Origin of the sequence: Micromonospora mangrovicola (assembly GCF_047200535.1) — a bacterium.
Taxonomy (GTDB): domain Bacteria; phylum Actinomycetota; class Actinomycetes; order Mycobacteriales; family Micromonosporaceae; genus Micromonospora.
The window spans coordinates 86,521-102,884 of record NZ_JBJZOG010000005.1 but is presented as its reverse complement, the minus strand read 5'-3'; the positions used below and the strand labels follow the sequence as shown (position 1 = coordinate 102,884).

General features: G+C 73.1%; 19 protein-coding genes. 11 read left to right on the top strand and 8 right to left on the bottom strand.

The genetic code is table 11. From position 1 onward, the window contains the following. Window positions 1-10: 10 nt before the first annotated feature. Together ACL02O_RS03790 and ACL02O_RS03785 are read right to left on the bottom strand one after the other, a co-directional pair. Entirely contained in the window at window positions 11-220 is a 210-nt protein-coding gene (locus ACL02O_RS03790; protein ID WP_412816552.1) for a hypothetical protein, read from the bottom strand. 56 nt (window positions 221-276) lie between these two features. Then, a complete protein-coding gene (locus ACL02O_RS03785; RefSeq protein ID WP_412816519.1) occupies window positions 277-858 on the bottom strand; it encodes a nucleotidyltransferase in 582 nt (193 codons plus the stop codon). Window positions 859-1,009: 151 nt separating this feature from the next. Here ACL02O_RS03785 and ACL02O_RS03780 point away from each other — a divergent pair, with 151 nt between their 5' ends. After that, window positions 1,010-1,729 (top strand): dTMP kinase, encoded by a 720-nt coding sequence (locus ACL02O_RS03780; protein ID WP_412816518.1) that lies wholly within the window; start codon window positions 1,010-1,012, stop codon window positions 1,727-1,729. On the opposite strand, the gene ACL02O_RS03775 is transcribed toward ACL02O_RS03780, so the two are convergent. Further along, window positions 1,714-2,466 carry an SDR family NAD(P)-dependent oxidoreductase gene (locus ACL02O_RS03775; protein WP_412816517.1) on the bottom strand — a complete coding sequence of 251 codons (753 nt, stop codon included), beginning with the start codon at window positions 2,464-2,466 and terminating at the stop codon, window positions 1,714-1,716. The genes ACL02O_RS03780 and ACL02O_RS03775 overlap by 16 nt on opposite strands. A gap of 309 nt (window positions 2,467-2,775) precedes the next feature. Between ACL02O_RS03775 and ACL02O_RS03770 the strand changes: the two genes are divergently transcribed. From ACL02O_RS03770 to ACL02O_RS03760, 3 genes are all read left to right on the top strand, one after another. After that, the gene (locus ACL02O_RS03770; protein ID WP_412816516.1) at window positions 2,776-3,690 is read left to right on the top strand and encodes a MurR/RpiR family transcriptional regulator; all 915 of its coding nucleotides are present in this window, start codon (window positions 2,776-2,778) and stop codon (window positions 3,688-3,690) included. After that, window positions 3,687-4,625, top strand: coding sequence for an N-acetylmuramic acid 6-phosphate etherase (gene murQ / locus ACL02O_RS03765; RefSeq protein ID WP_412816515.1), 939 nt, complete (start codon window positions 3,687-3,689; stop codon window positions 4,623-4,625). Before ACL02O_RS03770 ends, murQ begins: the two co-directional genes overlap by 4 nt. A gap of 497 nt (window positions 4,626-5,122) precedes the next feature. Further along, window positions 5,123-6,112: a sigma-70 family RNA polymerase sigma factor gene (locus tag ACL02O_RS03760; RefSeq protein ID WP_412816514.1), complete on the top strand. Its 990-nt coding sequence runs from the start codon at window positions 5,123-5,125 to the stop codon at window positions 6,110-6,112. A gap of 73 nt (window positions 6,113-6,185) precedes the next feature. Here ACL02O_RS03760 and ACL02O_RS03755 read toward each other — a convergent pair whose 3' ends face one another. Beyond that, on the bottom strand, window positions 6,186-7,154 hold the full coding sequence (locus tag ACL02O_RS03755; protein ID WP_412816513.1) for a C40 family peptidase: 969 nt from the start codon (window positions 7,152-7,154) through the stop codon (window positions 6,186-6,188). A gap of 506 nt (window positions 7,155-7,660) precedes the next feature. Between ACL02O_RS03755 and ACL02O_RS03750 the strand changes: the two genes are divergently transcribed. Continuing rightward, window positions 7,661-8,176, top strand: coding sequence for a DUF6232 family protein (locus tag ACL02O_RS03750; RefSeq protein ID WP_412816512.1), 516 nt, complete (start codon window positions 7,661-7,663; stop codon window positions 8,174-8,176). A 1-nt stretch (window position 8,177) separates the two neighbouring features. Here the strand turns inward: ACL02O_RS03750 and ACL02O_RS03745 are convergent, their stop codons facing one another. Both ACL02O_RS03745 and ACL02O_RS03740 read right to left on the bottom strand, forming a co-directional pair. Next, window positions 8,178-8,507, bottom strand: a complete 330-nt coding sequence (locus tag ACL02O_RS03745; protein ID WP_412816511.1) for a DUF3817 domain-containing protein — start codon at window positions 8,505-8,507, stop codon at window positions 8,178-8,180. Between the two features lie 26 nt (window positions 8,508-8,533). Beyond that, a complete protein-coding gene (locus tag ACL02O_RS03740; protein WP_412816510.1) occupies window positions 8,534-8,947 on the bottom strand; it encodes a hypothetical protein in 414 nt (137 codons plus the stop codon). 121 nt (window positions 8,948-9,068) lie between these two features. Between ACL02O_RS03740 and ACL02O_RS03735 the strand changes: the two genes are divergently transcribed. The 3 genes from ACL02O_RS03735 to ACL02O_RS03725 are packed head-to-tail and all read left to right on the top strand — an operon-like array spanning window position 9,069 to window position 10,269. Then, the gene (locus ACL02O_RS03735) at window positions 9,069-9,374 is read left to right on the top strand and encodes a DUF6158 family protein (RefSeq protein ID WP_412816509.1); all 306 of its coding nucleotides are present in this window, start codon (window positions 9,069-9,071) and stop codon (window positions 9,372-9,374) included. Beyond that, window positions 9,374-9,697, top strand: a complete 324-nt coding sequence (locus ACL02O_RS03730; protein WP_412816508.1) for an SRPBCC family protein — start codon at window positions 9,374-9,376, stop codon at window positions 9,695-9,697. The genes ACL02O_RS03735 and ACL02O_RS03730 overlap by 1 nt, the downstream gene beginning before the upstream one ends. 32 nt (window positions 9,698-9,729) lie before the next feature. After that, window positions 9,730-10,269 carry a DUF1360 domain-containing protein gene (locus ACL02O_RS03725; protein WP_412816507.1) on the top strand — a complete coding sequence of 180 codons (540 nt, stop codon included), beginning with the start codon at window positions 9,730-9,732 and terminating at the stop codon, window positions 10,267-10,269. Window positions 10,270-10,308: 39 nt separating this feature from the next. On the opposite strand, the gene ACL02O_RS03720 is transcribed toward ACL02O_RS03725, so the two are convergent. Continuing rightward, a complete protein-coding gene (locus ACL02O_RS03720) occupies window positions 10,309-10,521 on the bottom strand; it encodes a hypothetical protein (RefSeq protein ID WP_412816506.1) in 213 nt (70 codons plus the stop codon). A 24-nt stretch (window positions 10,522-10,545) separates the two neighbouring features. Next, on the bottom strand, window positions 10,546-10,770 hold the full coding sequence (locus ACL02O_RS03715; RefSeq protein WP_412816505.1) for a hypothetical protein: 225 nt from the start codon (window positions 10,768-10,770) through the stop codon (window positions 10,546-10,548). Window positions 10,771-11,218: 448 nt separating this feature from the next. Between ACL02O_RS03715 and ACL02O_RS03710 the strand changes: the two genes are divergently transcribed. Genes ACL02O_RS03710 through ACL02O_RS03700 form a run of 3 tightly spaced genes read left to right on the top strand, consistent with a single transcriptional unit; the run spans window position 11,219 to window position 16,363 of the window. Then, window positions 11,219-12,763: a hypothetical protein gene (locus tag ACL02O_RS03710; RefSeq protein ID WP_412816504.1), complete on the top strand. Its 1,545-nt coding sequence runs from the start codon at window positions 11,219-11,221 to the stop codon at window positions 12,761-12,763. A gap of 1 nt (window position 12,764) precedes the next feature. Beyond that, window positions 12,765-13,973, top strand: coding sequence for a hypothetical protein (locus ACL02O_RS03705; protein WP_412816503.1), 1,209 nt, complete (start codon window positions 12,765-12,767; stop codon window positions 13,971-13,973). Beyond that, window positions 13,970-16,363, top strand: coding sequence for a GTPase-associated protein 1-related protein (locus tag ACL02O_RS03700; protein ID WP_412816502.1), 2,394 nt, complete (start codon window positions 13,970-13,972; stop codon window positions 16,361-16,363). Before ACL02O_RS03705 ends, ACL02O_RS03700 begins: the two co-directional genes overlap by 4 nt. The last annotated feature ends 1 nt before the right edge of the window (window position 16,364 follow it).

Sequence of the window (16,364 nt, the reverse complement as noted above, 5' to 3'; positions counted from 1 at the left end):
CGAACCTCCCTCACGGCAGCTCCTCCACCTGGGTCGGCGCCTGGGTACGGATCACCCCGATGTCGCTGGTGATGGGCACGTCCGGGAACCGCTCGGCCACCCGGCGCAGGATCTCCTCGCGTCGGTGCGGGCTCTCCACCTCGCCGTAGAGCACCAGGCCACGCTCGCGGCGGACCACGGTGATGCCCTGTTCGGCGACGGACGGGTCCTCGGCCAGCATGCTCTGGATCTCCGCCTCGACGTACTCGTCGGGCGGCGCCTCGCCGGGCTGTCCGGTCACGGGATCTCCCTTCCTCCGGGCGCGCCGCCGGGCAGCACGTCCAGCCGGTCGAGCAGCACCAGGAACGCCTCGGCATACGGCGAGTGCTGCGTGTCCTTCCGTACCCGTTCCCAGTCGATCTGTTCCCGCAGCGAGCGGGCCAGCGGCAGGGCGCGGGCGAAGTCGCAGTAGTGCTGGGAGAAGCTGAGCAGCTTGTGCACCATGAGCTGGGTGGCCGAGAGCACCGGCATGTGGATCGCGTCGACCGGCCGCACGATGGTGTCGGCGAAGGTCTCCTCGGTCACCGGCGTCTCGATCGGCCGGTGGATCAGGTCCACCATCCGTCCCTCGTCGTAGACCTTGACCAGCCAGTCCTCCGGCGGGCGCTCGGCGGTGAAACCGGCCTCGACCAGCGCCTCCAGCGCGCGGTCCACGTCCTGCTCGCGGATCAGGAAGTCCACGTCGTGTTCGCTGGAGTGGCCCCCGTGGGCGTACACGGCGAAGCTGCCGCCGAGCGCGAAGGGGATCTCGGACTGCTTGAGCACGGCGGCGACCTTCTTCAGGGTGTGTACCAGGGTCTCGTCCCCGCGCTCGGCCATCTGGATCTCCCGTCGTCGTGGGTGGCGGTGGGAATGAAATTGCGTACCCGGCGAACCGGTCGGCCACACCTGTTGTCCCCGCGCCCGGCGGGGAGGGGGCATACGCGGACAAACCGCCGAGGAGGAGCGTTGTTCGGCTAGCCTCCGGGTGGTGGCCAGGTCACTGCGGGTGCGGCGCGGCAGGGCCCGACTGCGCGCCGTCGCTCTGATCGGCATCGACGGATCGGGCAAGACCACCCAGGCGCAGCGGCTCGCCGAGGCACTGACTGCCGCGGGTCACCCCGCCACCTACCACCGCAACGCCGGCGGCCGCCGCTGGCTCGGCCGGGTCGCCCACCGGCTCGGCCGCCGGGACGCTCAACGCCTCGTCGGCCGGGACGGCCTGCTCGCGGTCGAGTCCGTGCTCCGCTGGCTCGCCATCGCCCTGGCGTTGCTGACCTGCCTGGTCACCGGCCGGACCGCGGTGATGGACCGCTACGCCGCGTGTCAGTACGCCAGCATCCGCGCGCACGGGGGGCAGCGCTGGGAACGGCTGGCCCGGGCCGGCTACCGGGTCTTCCCCGCCCCCCAGGTCACCTTCCTGCTCACCGTCGACCCCGCCGAGGCGTACCGGCGGATCGAGCGGCGCGGCACCGATCACGAGAGCATGCGCTGGCTCACCGCCGCCGCCACCGCCTACCGGACGCTGCCCGAGTACGCCGGCTTCGTGGTGGTCGACGCGAACGGCTCGCCGGAGGAGGTGTCCGGCCGGATCCGCGCCCATCTCACCGGGTGGTTTCCCGGCGACGAGTCGGCGTCGGCCGGCGGCACCCGGCCGCCCGCGGGTGGGGCGGGGCGGGGCGGCCCGGTTCCGGTTCAGGCCCGCCCGTAGACCGGGATGCTCGCGCCGCTGGTCGGCGCCGACTCGTCGGAGGCCAGGAAGCGGATCACCGCGGCGATCTCGGCCGGGGGGACCCAGCGCCGGTGGTCGGCCTCCGGCTGGGCGGCCCGGTTGGCCGGGGTGTCGATGACGCTGGGCAGCACCGTGTTGCACCGGACCCTGCGCGGGCGGTACTCCACCGCGACCGTGTTGGCGAACGCGAGCACCGCGGCCTTGGCCGTGGCGTAGCCGGCCGCGCCGGGGAAGGGAGCCACCGCCGCCCGCGCCGAGACGCAGACCACCGCGCCGCCGCCGGCCGCCACCAGGTGCGGCAACGCCGCCTGGGTGACCAGGTAGGTCGGGCGCAGGTTGATCCGCAGCATCCGCTCGAACTCCGCGACCGGGGTCTCGTGCACCAGCCCGCCGCTGGCGTACCCGCCGACCAGGTTGACCACCGCGCGCAGCGGTGCCGCCGGGTCGGCGGTGGCCGCCTCGACGGCCCGCGCCGCCCCGGCGGGCTCCAGCAGGTCCGCGGCGACGGTTTCTGCGGCGGCCTGAGGTCGCGGCGCGGCTTCGGATCCGTCGAGCTGGAGTTGCCGCCGGACCGCGGCCGGTCCGGACGACGCCGCCGTCCCGGCGTTCTCCCGTCCCGGTGCGACCACCCGCCAGCCGGCCCGTAGAAAGGCGGCGGTGACCGCCCCACCCAGCCCACCCGTGCCCCCGGTCACCAGCACCGTGCGCTCCGTCATGGCCACACGCTAGCGGCCCGCCCGGCGCGGCGGTGGCCGGGGTCGGTTCGGCCTGGTGGATGCCCCCCCGTCCGGGCCCGGCCGATCGGACCGGCCGTCCGGCGGCCGAGCCCGGCCGTCCGGCCGGTGCGGCGTGGACGTCGGCCGACCCGGTGGTGGGCCGGCGTGGTCGAGTCGACCGGACCGGAGGAGGCGGCCGGGCTGCGGGAATGGGACCCTTGCCGCGTGGGGCCCGCGCGGAAGGCGGTACTTTTCCCGATACGCGCCGTCATGGTTGACGGTCACGCCTCGTGAAAGTAAGTTTCATCCGTGGCGAAGAGTCCGAAGATTTCTGCGAGTCACGAGCCCGGTGGACTGATCGTCCACATCAGTGGCCTGCTCCCGTCGCTGTCCCCGGCCGAGCAGCGGGTCGCCCGGCTGGTCGTCGCCGACCCGGCGGACGCCGCCCGGCGCACCATCACCGACCTCGCCACCGCCGCCGAGACCTCGGAGGCCACCGTCATCCGGTTCTGCCGGTCGGTCGGCATGGACGGCTACCCCCAGCTGCGGATCCGGCTCGCCGCCGAGGCCGCCCGCCGGATCGAGCCGCCGGACGCCCGGGTGGTCGGTGGCGACATCCCGCCCGGCGCCGACCTCGCGCAGATCATCGCGACCATCGCGTTCAACGACGCCCGAGCCGTCGAGGAAACCGCCGAGCAGCTCGACCCGGCGGTCTGCGAGCAGGTGGTCGAGGCGATCGCCGCGGCCGGCCGGATCGACGTCTACGGAGCCGGTGCCAGCGGCTTCGTCGCCTCCGACTTCCAGCAGAAGCTGCACCGGATCGGCCGGACCGCCTTCTACTTCCCGGACGTGCACACCGCACTGACCTCGGCGGCCCTGCTGGGCCGGGGTGACGTCGCGGTGGGCATCTCGCACACCGGCACCACCTCCGACGTCATCGAGGTGCTGGAGCAGGCCCGTGCCCGGGGCGCCACCACGGTCGCCCTGACCAACTTCCCCCGGTCGCCGATCACCGAGGTGGCCGACCACGTGCTCACCACCGCCGCCCGCGAGACCACCTACCGCTCGGGCGCGATGGCCAGCCGGCTGGCCCAGCTCACCGTGGTCGACTGCCTCTTCGTCGGGGTGGCCGCCCGGAGCCGGGCCAGGGCCAAGAAGGCCCTGGAGGCGACGGCCGAAGCGGTCCAGTCGCACCGGGTGGGCGCCGGGCGGAGGCGGGCATGACGGTGGAGCCAGACGAGGCGGCCGCGGTGCGGCCCGCCGTGCGGGTGGGCGCGCCCACCGAGCGGCGCAACCCGCACAGCGTCGATCTCGACCTGATGTCGACACGGGACGTGCTCACCGTCATCAACGAGGCGGACCGGCGGGTGCCGGCCGCGGTGGCCGCCGTCCTCGACGAGATCGCGGAGACCGTCGATCTGGCGGTGGCCGCGTTGCGCGGCGGGCGCCGCGTGCACTACTTCGGCGCCGGCACCTCCGGCCGGCTCGGCGTGCTCGACGCCGCCGAACTCGCCCCGACCTTCAACTCGCCGCAGCACTGGTTCTGCGCCCACCTGGCCGGAGGGCCGGAGGCGATGTGGCGGGCCGTCGAGGACGCCGAGGACGACGAGCGCGGCGGGGCCACCCAGGCCGCCGACTGCGTACGCCCCGGCGACCTGGTGGTCGGCCTGGCCGCCAGCGGGCGCACCCCGTACGTCCTGGGGGCGCTCCGCGCGTCCGGGGCCCAGGGGGCCTCGACCGTGCTGCTCTGCGCCAATCCGGAGGCCGACGCCGCGTCGGCGGTGGACGTCTTCATCGGGGTCGACACCGGCCCCGAGGTGGTCACCGGGTCGACCCGGATGAAGGCGGGCACCGCGCAGAAGTTGGTGCTCAACACCTTCTCCACGGCCGTGATGGTGCGCCTCGGTCGGGTCTACTCGAACCTGATGATCGACATGGTGGCCACCAACGCGAAGCTGCGCGGGCGGATGATCTCGATCCTGATGGAGGCCACCGGCTGCGCCGAGGAGGTCTGCCAGGCCGCGCTGCACGAGGCCGACGGCGACCTCAAGACCGCCCTGGTCTCGCTCGTCTCCGGGGCGGGGGTCTCCGCCGCCCGGGCCGCGCTGGCCCGCTCCGCCGACCAGGTACGCGGCGCGCTGGCCCTGCTGGCCTCCTGACCTCCCCGCCCCGCAGCGGGCCCCGCCGGTCGGTCCGCAGCCGTCCCGACCGCTCCACCCACCCCACCGCCCCCGCCCGGGGTGCGACGCGCGTCACGCTGTCTTCCGGGACGTCCTCGCGGCTGCGGATTGTTCATCCAGGCGTGGGGTAATCCTCAACCATGGCTGAACCGACCGGTCCGCGGACGCGTATCTGGCAGTGACCAGGGTCGCAATGACGCGGTGACGCGGATCGCTGTGTTCATGGATTTCGCAATGGTGCGATTCCATGGGCGGACGCTGATTCCGCTGCTCCTGCGCCCTGCCCACCAGGGCGTACGCGAGCCACCCGAGCAGGGGCCCTGACAGCGAACATGGACCGGGCTCTCAGCTACTACTCAGGCATTCGTGACAGTTTCGACTCACGACATGGAATCCCCGGCGCGTCTCATCTGTTGTGTAGGTGTCAGCACCTACGGGCACAGCGGAGGTTACGGGGAAGGCTGATGAACGTGGGGATGGCAAGGAACCGGGCAACCGGCGCGAGCGAGGGGACCGTGGCAATCGTGGACAAGAACATCGGCATGCGTACCGACGAGGTCGCCGAGGAGCGGGACCTGGTTGGCGTCTACCTGCACGAGATCTCCCGGACGCCGCTGTTGGACGCCGCGAAGGAGGTCGACCTCTCCAAGGCGATCGAGGCCGGCCTCTACGCCGAGCACCTGCTCGGCGAGGACCGCGTCCCCGCCGGCGTCGACCGGGAGGACCTGCAGCGGCTGGTCGTCGAGGGTGAGCGCGCGAAGGACCTGTTCATCCGCGCCAACCTGCGACTGGTCGTGTCGATCGCCCGCCGCTACGTGCGCTCGGGCATGCCCATGCTGGACCTGATCCAGGAGGGCAACACCGGCCTGGTCCGGGCGGTCGAGAAGTTCGACTACGAGCGCGGCTACAAGTTCTCCACCTACGCGACCTGGTGGATCCGCCAGGCCATCAGCCGGGCGATCGCCCAGCAGGAGCGGACGGTGCGGCTGCCCGTGCACCTGGTCGAGGACGTCAACCGGATGCGGAACGTGGCCCGGCAGCTCACCCGCGAGCTGGGCAGCGACCCGGAGCCGGAGCAGATCGCAACGGCGCTCGGCGTGACCGTCGAGCGGGTCAACGAGCTGGTTCGCTGGTCGCAGGACACCGTCTCGCTGGACACCCCGGTCGGCGACGACGGCGACACCAACCTCGGTGACCTGGTCGCCGACAGTGACGCCCCGTCGCCGGAGGAGATCGTCCTCACCGGGCTGGAGCGGCAGCGGATCGAGGGGCTGCTCAACCACCTCGACGACCGTTCGGCCGGCATCATGCGGGCCCGGTACGGCCTGGAGGACGGCCGGGAGCACTCGCTGACCGAGGTCGCCTCGCGGTTCTCGCTCTCCCGGGAGCGGATCCGTCAGCTGGAGATCCAGGCCCTCGGCCGGCTCCGCGAGCTGGCCCGCGCCGAGGGGCTGCAGGCGGCCTGAGCTGGTATCAATTGACACACGAACGGCCGGCGTCCGATAGGGGGACGCCGGCCGTTCGCCGTGTGCGAGGGGGTCAGCCGACCCGGCCGTAGCCCGCGATGGTCATGATGTTCATGTCCCGCTTGCTGACGTTGCGGCCCGCGCTCGGCGCGTCGATGATCTGGCCGCTGCCCACGTAGATCGCCACGTGCCCGAGTCCTGAATAGAAGACCAGGTCGCCGGGCTTCAGTGAGCTTCGGCTGATCCGGGCGGTGGCGTCCCACTGCATCGCCGCGTTGTGCGGCAGCGACTTGCCCGCCGCCCGCCAGGCGGCCAGGGTGAGCCCGGAGCAGTCGTAGCCGTCCGGGCCGTCGGCCCCGTAGACGTACGGCTTGCCGATCGCCCCGTACGCGTACTTCACCGCCACGCCGGCCGAGCCGGAGATGGCCGGTGCGCTCCCGGCGGAGCTGGACCTCGCCGGTGCCTCGGTGGCCCGGCCGTACGCCTGCCGACGCAGCTCGTACAGCTTGGCGAGGTCGCGTTCGATCTTCTTCTTGCCCGCGGCGAGCTGCTTCGCCTGCGCGGCCTGCCGGGCCAGAGTGGTGTCCAGGTCGGTCTTCTGGTCGATCAGCTGGCGTTGGTTCTCGGTGAAGCCGTTGATCGTCTCCTGGCGCTGCCGGCCCAACTGGTCCAGGGCACCCAGCCGCTCCGGCAGGGAGGTCGACCCACCCGGCTCCAGCAGCGCCCGGGCGGTCCGCATCCCGCCGGTCTTGTACGCGGTGACGGCGAGGAGCCCCACGTCGGCGCGGCTCCGTTCGGTTTGCGCCTGCAACGGGCCGATCTTGGCCTGCAGGCCGGCTGCGGTGGCCTTGTTGGCCTTGATCTCCTCGTTGAGCTTGTTGTAGGACTCGACGATTCGCTCCAGCTCAGTCGAGGACTTCTCGATCTGCTTCGTCAGCTCGGCGGGGGTGGGCTCGGCCCGAGCCACCGACGCCGGGGCGATGAGCACGGCCGAGAGGCCGATCACCGCCAGCGTGCGCAGCAGAATCCGTAAGGACGACAAGAGCGGAAAGCTCCTCTCCCACGGTCATCGGGCCCCGCGGTGCGGTCCCCCGGCGACACCGGCCCGGGGCCACCCCGGTGGATGGCGGTCGACCGGACCGGCCTGCACAACCTAACCCGAGACGGGAGCGGGTGGGAGTTGAAGCAGGGGCGAATGTTGGCAAAGGGTCAGAAAGTGAACATGGTGACAGTGACACCTCGTGACCGTTTCGTCGATGAAGGGTGGTGGTGTGCGCGCCGGATGGGTGGTTGGCGTGGCTGGCCCGATTCGTCGTTCCAGGCGGATGTCGCCATAGCCCGCAGTGCTATATCCGAATAAGAGCTGAAATCGGCTCTATTTTCGGGGCGGCATCGTCGACCGGGTGGGCCTCGATGGCCAGGGAAAACGCCCGACCGGGGTGGCGCGTGCGCCACACAATGGGGCGCGGAGCCGGGAATCCCGCCACGGCAATCGATACAGGTCAGCGGTGGCGCGAGCACCCGGCGCGCGACCCCTGGGAGGACGCCGTGCAGACCGATGGCTCCACCACCCGCCCACCACGCCGGGCGGCCAACCCGACCCTCCTCTACGCCCAACCCGGCATCGTGGTCACCGCCGAACGGTTCACGGTCGGCCGGTCCAGCTGGCCGGTCGCCGAACTCGCCCAGGTCTGGACCACCCGTGGGCCGCACGACCGGCTCGCCCTGCGCGCGGTGGGCGTGAGCGCCGCGCTGATCGGCGCGGTCGGGGTGCTGCTCGGGTTCACCGGCGGGCTGCAACGGCTCACCGCGAGCGCGTACCTGATGCTCGGCGCGGTCGGCCTGCTGCCGCTGCTGCTGGTGCTGATCGGCGACCGCTGGCGACCCCCGGCGTACGAGCTGTGGGGGCTGCACCGGGGCGCCGAGGTGCTCCTGTTCACCAGCGACGACGAGCGGCAGTTCGGCCAGGTCACCCGGGCGCTCCAGCGGGCCCGGGAGGGGGTGCGGCTGGGCGGCTGGGAGGACCCGCTGGCCTCGGCCCGGATATGGCGGCCGAACCGCTGAGTCAGCCGGCGACCGGCTCCGGGGTCCGGGGCCGGTCGGCATCGGCCAGCCAGTGGCTTACCCGGCGCTCGGCGTAGAACGACACGAACGGCACCGTGCCGGCGAGCATCACCAGCAGCATCCGCTTCAGCGGCCAGTCGGCCCGCCGCGACAGGTCGAAGGTGAGCGCCAGATAGATCATGTAGAGCCAGCCGTGTGCCGTGCCGACCACGGCCACCACGGTCGGGCTGTCGAAGAAGTACTTCAGCGGCATGCCGATCAGGACCAGCACCACCAGCGCCACGCCCACGATCCAGGCGATCACGCGGTACCGGGTAAGGGCTCCGCCCACCGTCGTCCGTCCTTCCGAAGCCGGCGTCAGCCGGGATAGTCGCCGGGCCTCGCGCCCGGGTTGGCGTTCAACCATGACAGGTAGCGGTTGTACTCGGCGAGGTCGCCGTCCTCCGCCGCCGGGGCGGCCGGCACCCGGCTGACCCGCACGGGTCGGCGTACCGCCGGGGTGGCGGTGGCCGGCCCGGGCCCGGCGGCCGGCGGCGGCGCCGGGGTGGCCGGCCGGTCGGGGCTGTCCCGCAGCGCGTGCCGCGCCTCACGCCACCAGACGAAGATCACGAAGCCGGCGAAGACCGGCCACTCGATCGCGTACCCGAAGCTGAGCGTGTTGCCCCCGGCGGCCCGGGCGACCTGCCACCAACCGAGCCCGAGGAAGCTCACGACCAGCACGACCATGGCCACGTGGCGGGCGATCCACGCCGGTGTCCAGAGCCGTTTCATGCCATCGAGGGTACCGGGGCCGGCCGCCGTCTCCGACGCGGTGTCGTAGGTGGCGGGGTTTGGTGGCACCGGCGGTGGGCATCCGTCTAGACGCCAGCCCGAACGAGACGAGGGGGCGACGATGACCGAATCAGTACGCTGGACCGGCGACGCCAGCCCGGAGCAGCGGATGCCCGAGTGGGACGGCGACCACGCCCGGACCGGCGACGTCGACGGCGAACTGCTCGGGGTGGACCCGGCCGAGCTGGGCGACGAGGACCTGATCCGGGAGATGCAGAGCCTGCACCGGACCCGGCTGGACACGCTGCGGCACGCCACCGACTCCGCGCTCGCCAACCACCTGCGCCGCACCGCCGAGCTGGAGACCGAATACCTCGCCCGGCACCCGGGCCGCGAGGTCGACCCGAGCCGACTGCGGGAAGCCTGATGGGCACGCACGCCGAGCGCGGCATGTCCGCGCCGCCCGAGGTGGTGTTCAACACCGCCACCGACCCGGCTCGGGTGGCCGCCTGGCTGCCCGAGCCGCTACGGCACACCGGTACGCAACAGGTTGAGGTCGTCGACGCGGAGGAGATGCGAGCCCGCTGGAGCTGCGCCGCGGCCGGCTGGGCGGCGGACATCGACGTCGAGCCGGCCGATGCCGGCGGCGCCCGGGTCCGGCTGGACCTGTCCGGCGCGGGCCACGGACTGGCCGACGAGATCCTGGCCAACCTCGCCCGTGAGGTGGCCGACAACCTGACCGCCGGTTGAGCCGGCTCCGTGACGAGAACCGAGGAGGCCGGGTGACCGGGAGTGGCCTGAAGCAGAAGTTGGCGCGTCTGCGCCAGGCGTACGCGCCGCACGAGCAGCGGCCGCTGGAGGGGTACGTCAAGGCGATGGGCACCTACGCGACCGTCACCGCGTCCCTGGTGGGCCTGGTCAGGGCGACCGGGCGGCCGGTACCGGAGCGGCCGTCGCCGGGTGACGTGGTGCTGCTCTCCGTCGCGACCCACAAGCTCAGCCGGATGCTGTCCAAGGACGCGATCACCAGCCCGCTCCGCGCGCCGTTCACCCGCTACGACCACCCGATCGGCAGCGGCGAGGTGATGGAGCAGGTCCGGGACCAGGGCAGCCCGACCCGGCACGCGCTCGGCGAGCTGGTGAGCTGCCCGTTCTGCCTGGCGGTCTGGATCGCCACCGGGCTCACCGCGGGACTGGTCCTGGCCCCCCGGCTGACCCGGCTGGTCGCCACCGCGTTGACCGCGGTGGCCGCCTCCGACTTCCTCCAGATGGGGTACGCCGTGGCCCAGCAGGCGGCCGAGGGCGGACATCACGAGGAGTGACCACGTGCAGCGGGGCCGGTGTCGCCGACCACCGGTGGATCAGGTGGGCGTGGTGCCGCCGTCCTCGCCGGCCCAGCCGCGGGACGCCTCCGGCTCCCGCTCGTCCTGGTCCTCGCCGGTGATGATCTCGTCCGCGACGGCGGTCTCCGAGTGCTCGCGGGCGAAGTCCGGGTCGTCGAAGGGGTCCGGCGCCGACGGTGGTTCACCGAGCGCCTCGATGTGGTGCCGCTGCTCCTGACCGCGGTCGGTCATCCCACTGTCCTCTCCGTCGTACGGTCAGGCGACCGTTCCGCCCAGCAGGTCGGCCGCCTCGTCGACCGCGTACTCGCCCTCGGGGAGCGCGGCGATCCGGGAGAGCAGCTCCGCGGGAAGTTCCGCGGCTACCGCCCGGCGGTAGATGTCCGCCTGACTGATTCGTTCCTGGCCGTGGTAGATGTCGTCGAGCAGTTCGTCGAGCGGCCGGGTGCCCGGCGGCTCGGTCACGGGCGCGTCGTCGGTCACGCCGGTCAGCTACCCGGGCCGGAATCGGTCAAACGTCACCGCGTCCGCCCGGTGGTGGGGTGACGGCGGACACGCGGCGGCCAGGAACACCGGGCCGTGGCCGGTCGTTGTGCAGAGCGTCGGTGTGTCCAGTGTCCCCGGGCCTCACCCAATTTGCCTTCGCGGAATACCGTCCGGCTGGAGCCGCGTCGCGCCACTCGCCGAGAGGCGACCTGCACACCGACCTCAGTTCCGCCCCCGGCTCCGGCCGGGGGCGGAACTGTCTGCGCAGCCGCCGGAGAGCGGGAAGCCGTCGCGGTCACTGTCCAGCCGCCGACAGTTGCTTGTGATCAGCCTCGCGATTGTGATGATCTCATTGACGTGCAGGGATGTCGGTGGGGGTCCGATGTGAACCGTGGCGGCACATCACCGCGCTTCGGTCCGTGGCCGTCGAGTTCCAGCTGAGCCCATGGCGTTCGACGCCGACCGCTACGACCGCGAGGTCATCAAGCCGCTGCGGGGCCAGCACGGGCGTCTCCCCGCCGGGAACCTCGCCGTCCGCTACGCGGTGGAGCCCGGATGGACAGCCGCCGAGCTGGCCGCACACCTTGCCGTCATCCGTCGGTTCTGGCACGACCGCGCGGTCGGGCCGGACAGCCGGGCGGAGATCTGCCGACTGCTGATCCGGGCGGACGAGGAACTGGCCCGCACCGTCGGTGACCTCATGAACGACCCCGCCTGGTGGCAGGAGCAGGGCGTAGCCACTTCGGGCACCGAGACCGGGCCAACGGCGATGCGCAACCGGGTTCGGGACGCGGGGAGTCGGGCGACGCCGGCGGTGGAGCGCATGCCGGACGCGTCGGGGGCGGTCGAGGCCGACGCGGTGGACGCGTCCTGGCGGGCCGAGGCCCGGCAGTTCCTCCTGGCGCGCCTCGACGACCCGACCGCGACCACCACGGCCGTCCCCGGGGACCGCCGTGGCGTCCGGCGCCCGGGCGCCGGATCGGCGACGGCCGCATCGGCACCGGGGCAGCCCGATGTCGTGGCGGCCGGGTCCGCGTGGCCCGCCGTCGAGCGCTCCGGGCCACCGCACCTCGTGCCCGAGGTGACCGTCGCGGCGCTAGGCGCCCGGGACGACCGGTGCCGGGTGCGAGTGTCGTGGCGTGACTCCGGCGGCGACCGGGTGCGGATCCGCCGCTCCGGCACGCCCCCGCCATGGGCCGCCGGAACGGCCCTTCCCCGGGCGGCGCTGGACGAGTTCGGCGTGGAGTTGGCCGGCCGCATGGAGCACGGCGACGGCGAGGTACGGCTCACCGCGGAGGTGCCCGTCGGCTACCACCTCTACGTGCCGTTCCGGGTGGACCGGGAGTGGGTGACCGTGGGCCGGTTCGTCGCGCTCGGGATCGCCGAGCCGGTCCGGCGGCTGCGGGCCGAGCGGCGCGGGGACGACGTCGTGGTCACCTGGATCTGGCCCCGGGGGTCCCGGTACGCGGTCGTCGAGTGGCCCGCGCCCGACGGGGTGCAGCGACGGGAGGTGAGCCGGTCCGCGTACGCCGGGGCGAACGGCTTCCGGGTGCCCGCCGTCACCCAGCCCGTCGCCTTCCGGGTGACGGTGATGACCGACGTCGCCGGCGACGAGGTGCTGTCCCCGCCGCGGGAGGTCATGCTGCCGCCGCGGCCGGTGTCCGTCTCGTACACGCTGAACCGGCACTGGCGCTGGTACGTGGGGCGGCGGGAAGTCACCGTCCGGCTCCGGGCGGAGGCCGAGCTGAGCGATGTCGTGGCGACCGTGGTGCTCGGCGCGGAGCCCACCATGCCGGAGGACGCGGCGCAGGGCACCGTGCTCACCGAGCGTGGGCCGGTGGACCTGCGCCCCGGTGAGCCGTACGACGTGAGCGTGCTGGTGCCGCCGTTGCCTCGGCGGGCGCACCCGCACTGGATCCGGTGTTTCGTCCGCGGCCCGGTGCCGATCGTGGTCGCCCTTCCCGCTGTCGAATCGATGAAGGTGACCTGAGTTGGCCAAGGTGGCGTGCCCGTACTGCTATCAGCGCATCGACGGCGCGGCGTTGTGGTTCCAGTGCCTGGGACGGGGGGATGCCGACCATGACGGGTGCCGGAAGCGGGTCGACGACGCCCGGAGGCGGATGACCGGGTTCAAGGAGCCCGTGCTGCCCACCTTTCCGCCGCCACGCAGCCAACGGGTCCGACCGGTGCGGCTCGCCTGGTGCCCGGACTGCCGGGGCCGCACCGGGGTGCGGGCGTGCCCCGAGTGCCACACTCCGCTGCCGCCCAACTTCGGGGACTCGTTCAGCCCGATGATCGCCATGTTCGGTGGCAAGGGCACCGGCAAGAGCGTCTACCTGACCGTGCTGGCCAAGGAGTTGCGCTCCGCCCACCTGCGTCGCCGGTTCGGCGCGGACATCCGGATGACCGGCGACCGCCAGGGCGGGTTCGAGTCGTCCAGGGAGTGGCTCGCGGAGAACGTGGAGCGGATGTTCACCGAGCACAAGCTGCTCGAGGCGACCCCGCAGAGCGTCGACGGGCGGCGCGAGCCGTTGGTGTTCGAGTGGCGGGGGGAGCGTCGCCGCTGGGGGCGGACCTCCTATCGCACGAGCTACCTCTCCTTCCACGACACGGCGGGGGAGGACGTCGGGACCCTCAGCGGGGCGCAGGACCTGGCGTACATCGGTGCGGCGGACGGCCTGATCCTGCTGCTCGACCCGTTCATGCTGCCGGACGCCCGGGAGCGGCTGCGGCTGCCGGCGTCGGCGATCCGCTCGACCGAGGAGACCATGGCCGTGGTCGACCGGCTCACCCAGAGCCTGCGGGCCAGCAACGGGGTCGGCGGCAGCGACCGGATCAGCAAGCCCGTCGCGGTCGCATTCGCCAAGATGGACGCCTTCTTCGACGTGCTGGGACGCGACCACCCGCTGTGCCAGGAGCCACGACGCGCTCCGCTGTACGACGAGCGCCTGGGCCGGGCCACCCACGAGCAGGTCGCCGCGCTGCTGGACAAGTGGCAGGGCGGGGACATCGAGCAGCACCTGCGGCAGAACTACCGGACCTTCCGGTACTTCTTCGTGTCCGCCCTGGGTGCCCCGCCCGACTACGACAATGCCCTCGTCGAGGGCGGGGGTGTGAGCCCGTACCGGGTCGACGAGCCGCTGCTCTGGCTGCTCAGCCTCCGCCGCTTCGGCGTCGTGCCCTGCGGCAGGGCGGAATGACCGGACGTTTCGAAACCCTGATCTACACCGACTGCCGCGAGGGGCAGGGCCTGCGCGGCGCGCCGGGACTGCAGTTCCAGTCCCGGTCCGCCGGTGCGGACCGCGGCGCGGAGTCGGTGGTGCAACGCAACCTCCTGTACGAGCCGCCGCCACGGTGGATGCGGGAGCGGCGGCCGGTCAGCGCGTACCCGGTGTCCTTCGCCCACGTCTGGGACGGGCTGCTGGCCACCGCGATGGGGGTCTACCTGGGACGGGAGAGCGTCGGCGGCCGGGAGGGCAACCAGCTCACCCATGCCGTCGTGACCGGCGACCCGGCCTCGTACGGGTTGGTGCGGCCAGCCCAGCTGTTCGAGGCGCCCTTCTGGACCACCGAACCGGCGGCCGGCACCCGGTGTCCGCCGCTGGAGGCGGGCTGGCAGCCGGGCTCCTTCGGCGCGGCCGAGGCGCAGGCGTTCGTCCGGGCGGCCGCCGACGGCGACAACCTGCTCACCGCCCTGCTGTCGACCTTGCTGAACGCGGACGGGCCGGGCCGGCGGATCCTCTTCGTGGCACCCGAGCCGGCGGTGGTGCTGCGGTGGGTGACCGCGGTGACCCTGCTGCTGCCCCAACAGGAGGCGCTGCGGATCGGGTTCAAGGTGTTCACCCTCGACCCGGCGTACGCACCGCAGCGGATCCTGGCGGTGCACCCCGACTGGGCCGGCCCGGCGGCCGGCCTCGACAACGACCAGGGATACCTGGTGGTGGACCTGGTCCGGCACGCGTGGAGCCGGTCCGTCGAGGATCCCGCCGCGCGGCGCTGGACCGAGCTGTTTCTCACCGAGGACCCGCTGGACGTGGTCGATGCGGTGGAGGTGGCGGCCGCCTCCGGGTTGTCCGGCGAGGCCGGCATGGCGGTGGCGCTGGCCGCCATCCTGCACCGCCGCCCCGGGCGGCCGGAGGTCGGGCGGCTGGTCACCTGGCTGCGCGAAGGGCCACCGTCGCTGGTCCGCCGGTACGGCGGCGGGATCGTGGACCTGCTCGTGGAGGCGGCCGACCAGTGGCCGGCCGCGGTGCTGCGCGACCTCGACAGGGCCAGCCGGGCGGTCACCTTCCCGCACCGGGGGGTGGCGGTTCGTGCCGCGCTGATCGACGCGGAACGGCGCGAGGCGTTGGCGACGGGCCGGGTGCTCGCCGAGCCGGCCCCGCCGGCACCCGACGGCTGGTCCGGGGTGGAGGAGGCCCGGGCGGTCGCCCCGCTCGCCGAGGCGCTCCGCGCGGCCCGGCCCGCCCGGTTCGACGCGCTGCTGCGGCTGTGTGGACGCTTCGGGCTGCGGCCGTTCGTCGCCGACCTGCGCCCGGGCGTGGAGCGCTTCGTCCTCGACTGGGCCGACCATCCGGAGCACCCGTACCAGCCGCAGCTGTGGGCCTGCGCGGAGGAGATCCTGCGGGTGCTGCGCCACGAACTGGGCCAGCGGTTGACGGCGGAACCGCAGATCGCCGAGACGCTCGGCGACCAGTGGTGGGACGTGCTGCTGCGGGAGCCGATGCGGCTGGAGCAGCCGCTGGACGCCGCGGTGGTGGCCGCCGCCCTGCGGCACCTGCCCCCGCCGCAGCAGTACGACCTCATCGAACAGTGCCTGCGCACCGCGTTGCAGGCGCGGCACCAGGTGGCGATGGTGAACCGCACCGCCGCAGTGATCTGGACCGGCCGGCCGGTCAACCTGGCCGAGGCCGACCTGCTGCGCCGCATGCTGCCTCCGCGCGCCCCGCTGGACCCCCGCATCTTCGCCGATCTGGGCGCCGCGGTGCTGGGCTACCGCGCCGACCCCGAGTACGTGGAGGCGGTGCGGGCCCTGGCGGCCCACGGCCTCTGGGTGGTGCCACCCGAGGTGGATCGCGCCGTGCAGGGACACCTGGCGCTGTCCGCGGTGCTCGACCAGGTGCTCAGTGTCCGGCCTGACGTCGGGATCCTGAACCTGGCGGCGGTGCGGGTGCCGCCGCCGTTGGTGGACGCCCGGATGCCGGAGCTGTGCGAGGCGATCGTCGGCGCGCCGATGGCCGCCGCGGCCTTCGCCGTCCTCACCCACGCGCCCCAGCTCACCGAGGCGTGCTCCCGCAAGCTCCGCGGGGAACTGATGGCGAACTCCCGGCCGGCCCACGTGGCGCTGGCGTTCGTCCTGGTCAACGTCGAGCGGCAGTCTGCGGAGATGGCCGCGATGATCCAGGCGGGCACCCACGCCGAGCTGGACCGGCAGGTTCGGGTGGTGGTGGCCCGCTGTTCGCAGAAGCGGCTGGACGAGATGACGACGCAGGTCGACGGGGTGGGACCGATGTGGTCGGCGCGGTGGAAGGCGCTGGTGCGTTCGACCCGACGGGGCCTGTTCCGCCGGCTGCGGCCGGACGGGCGGTGAA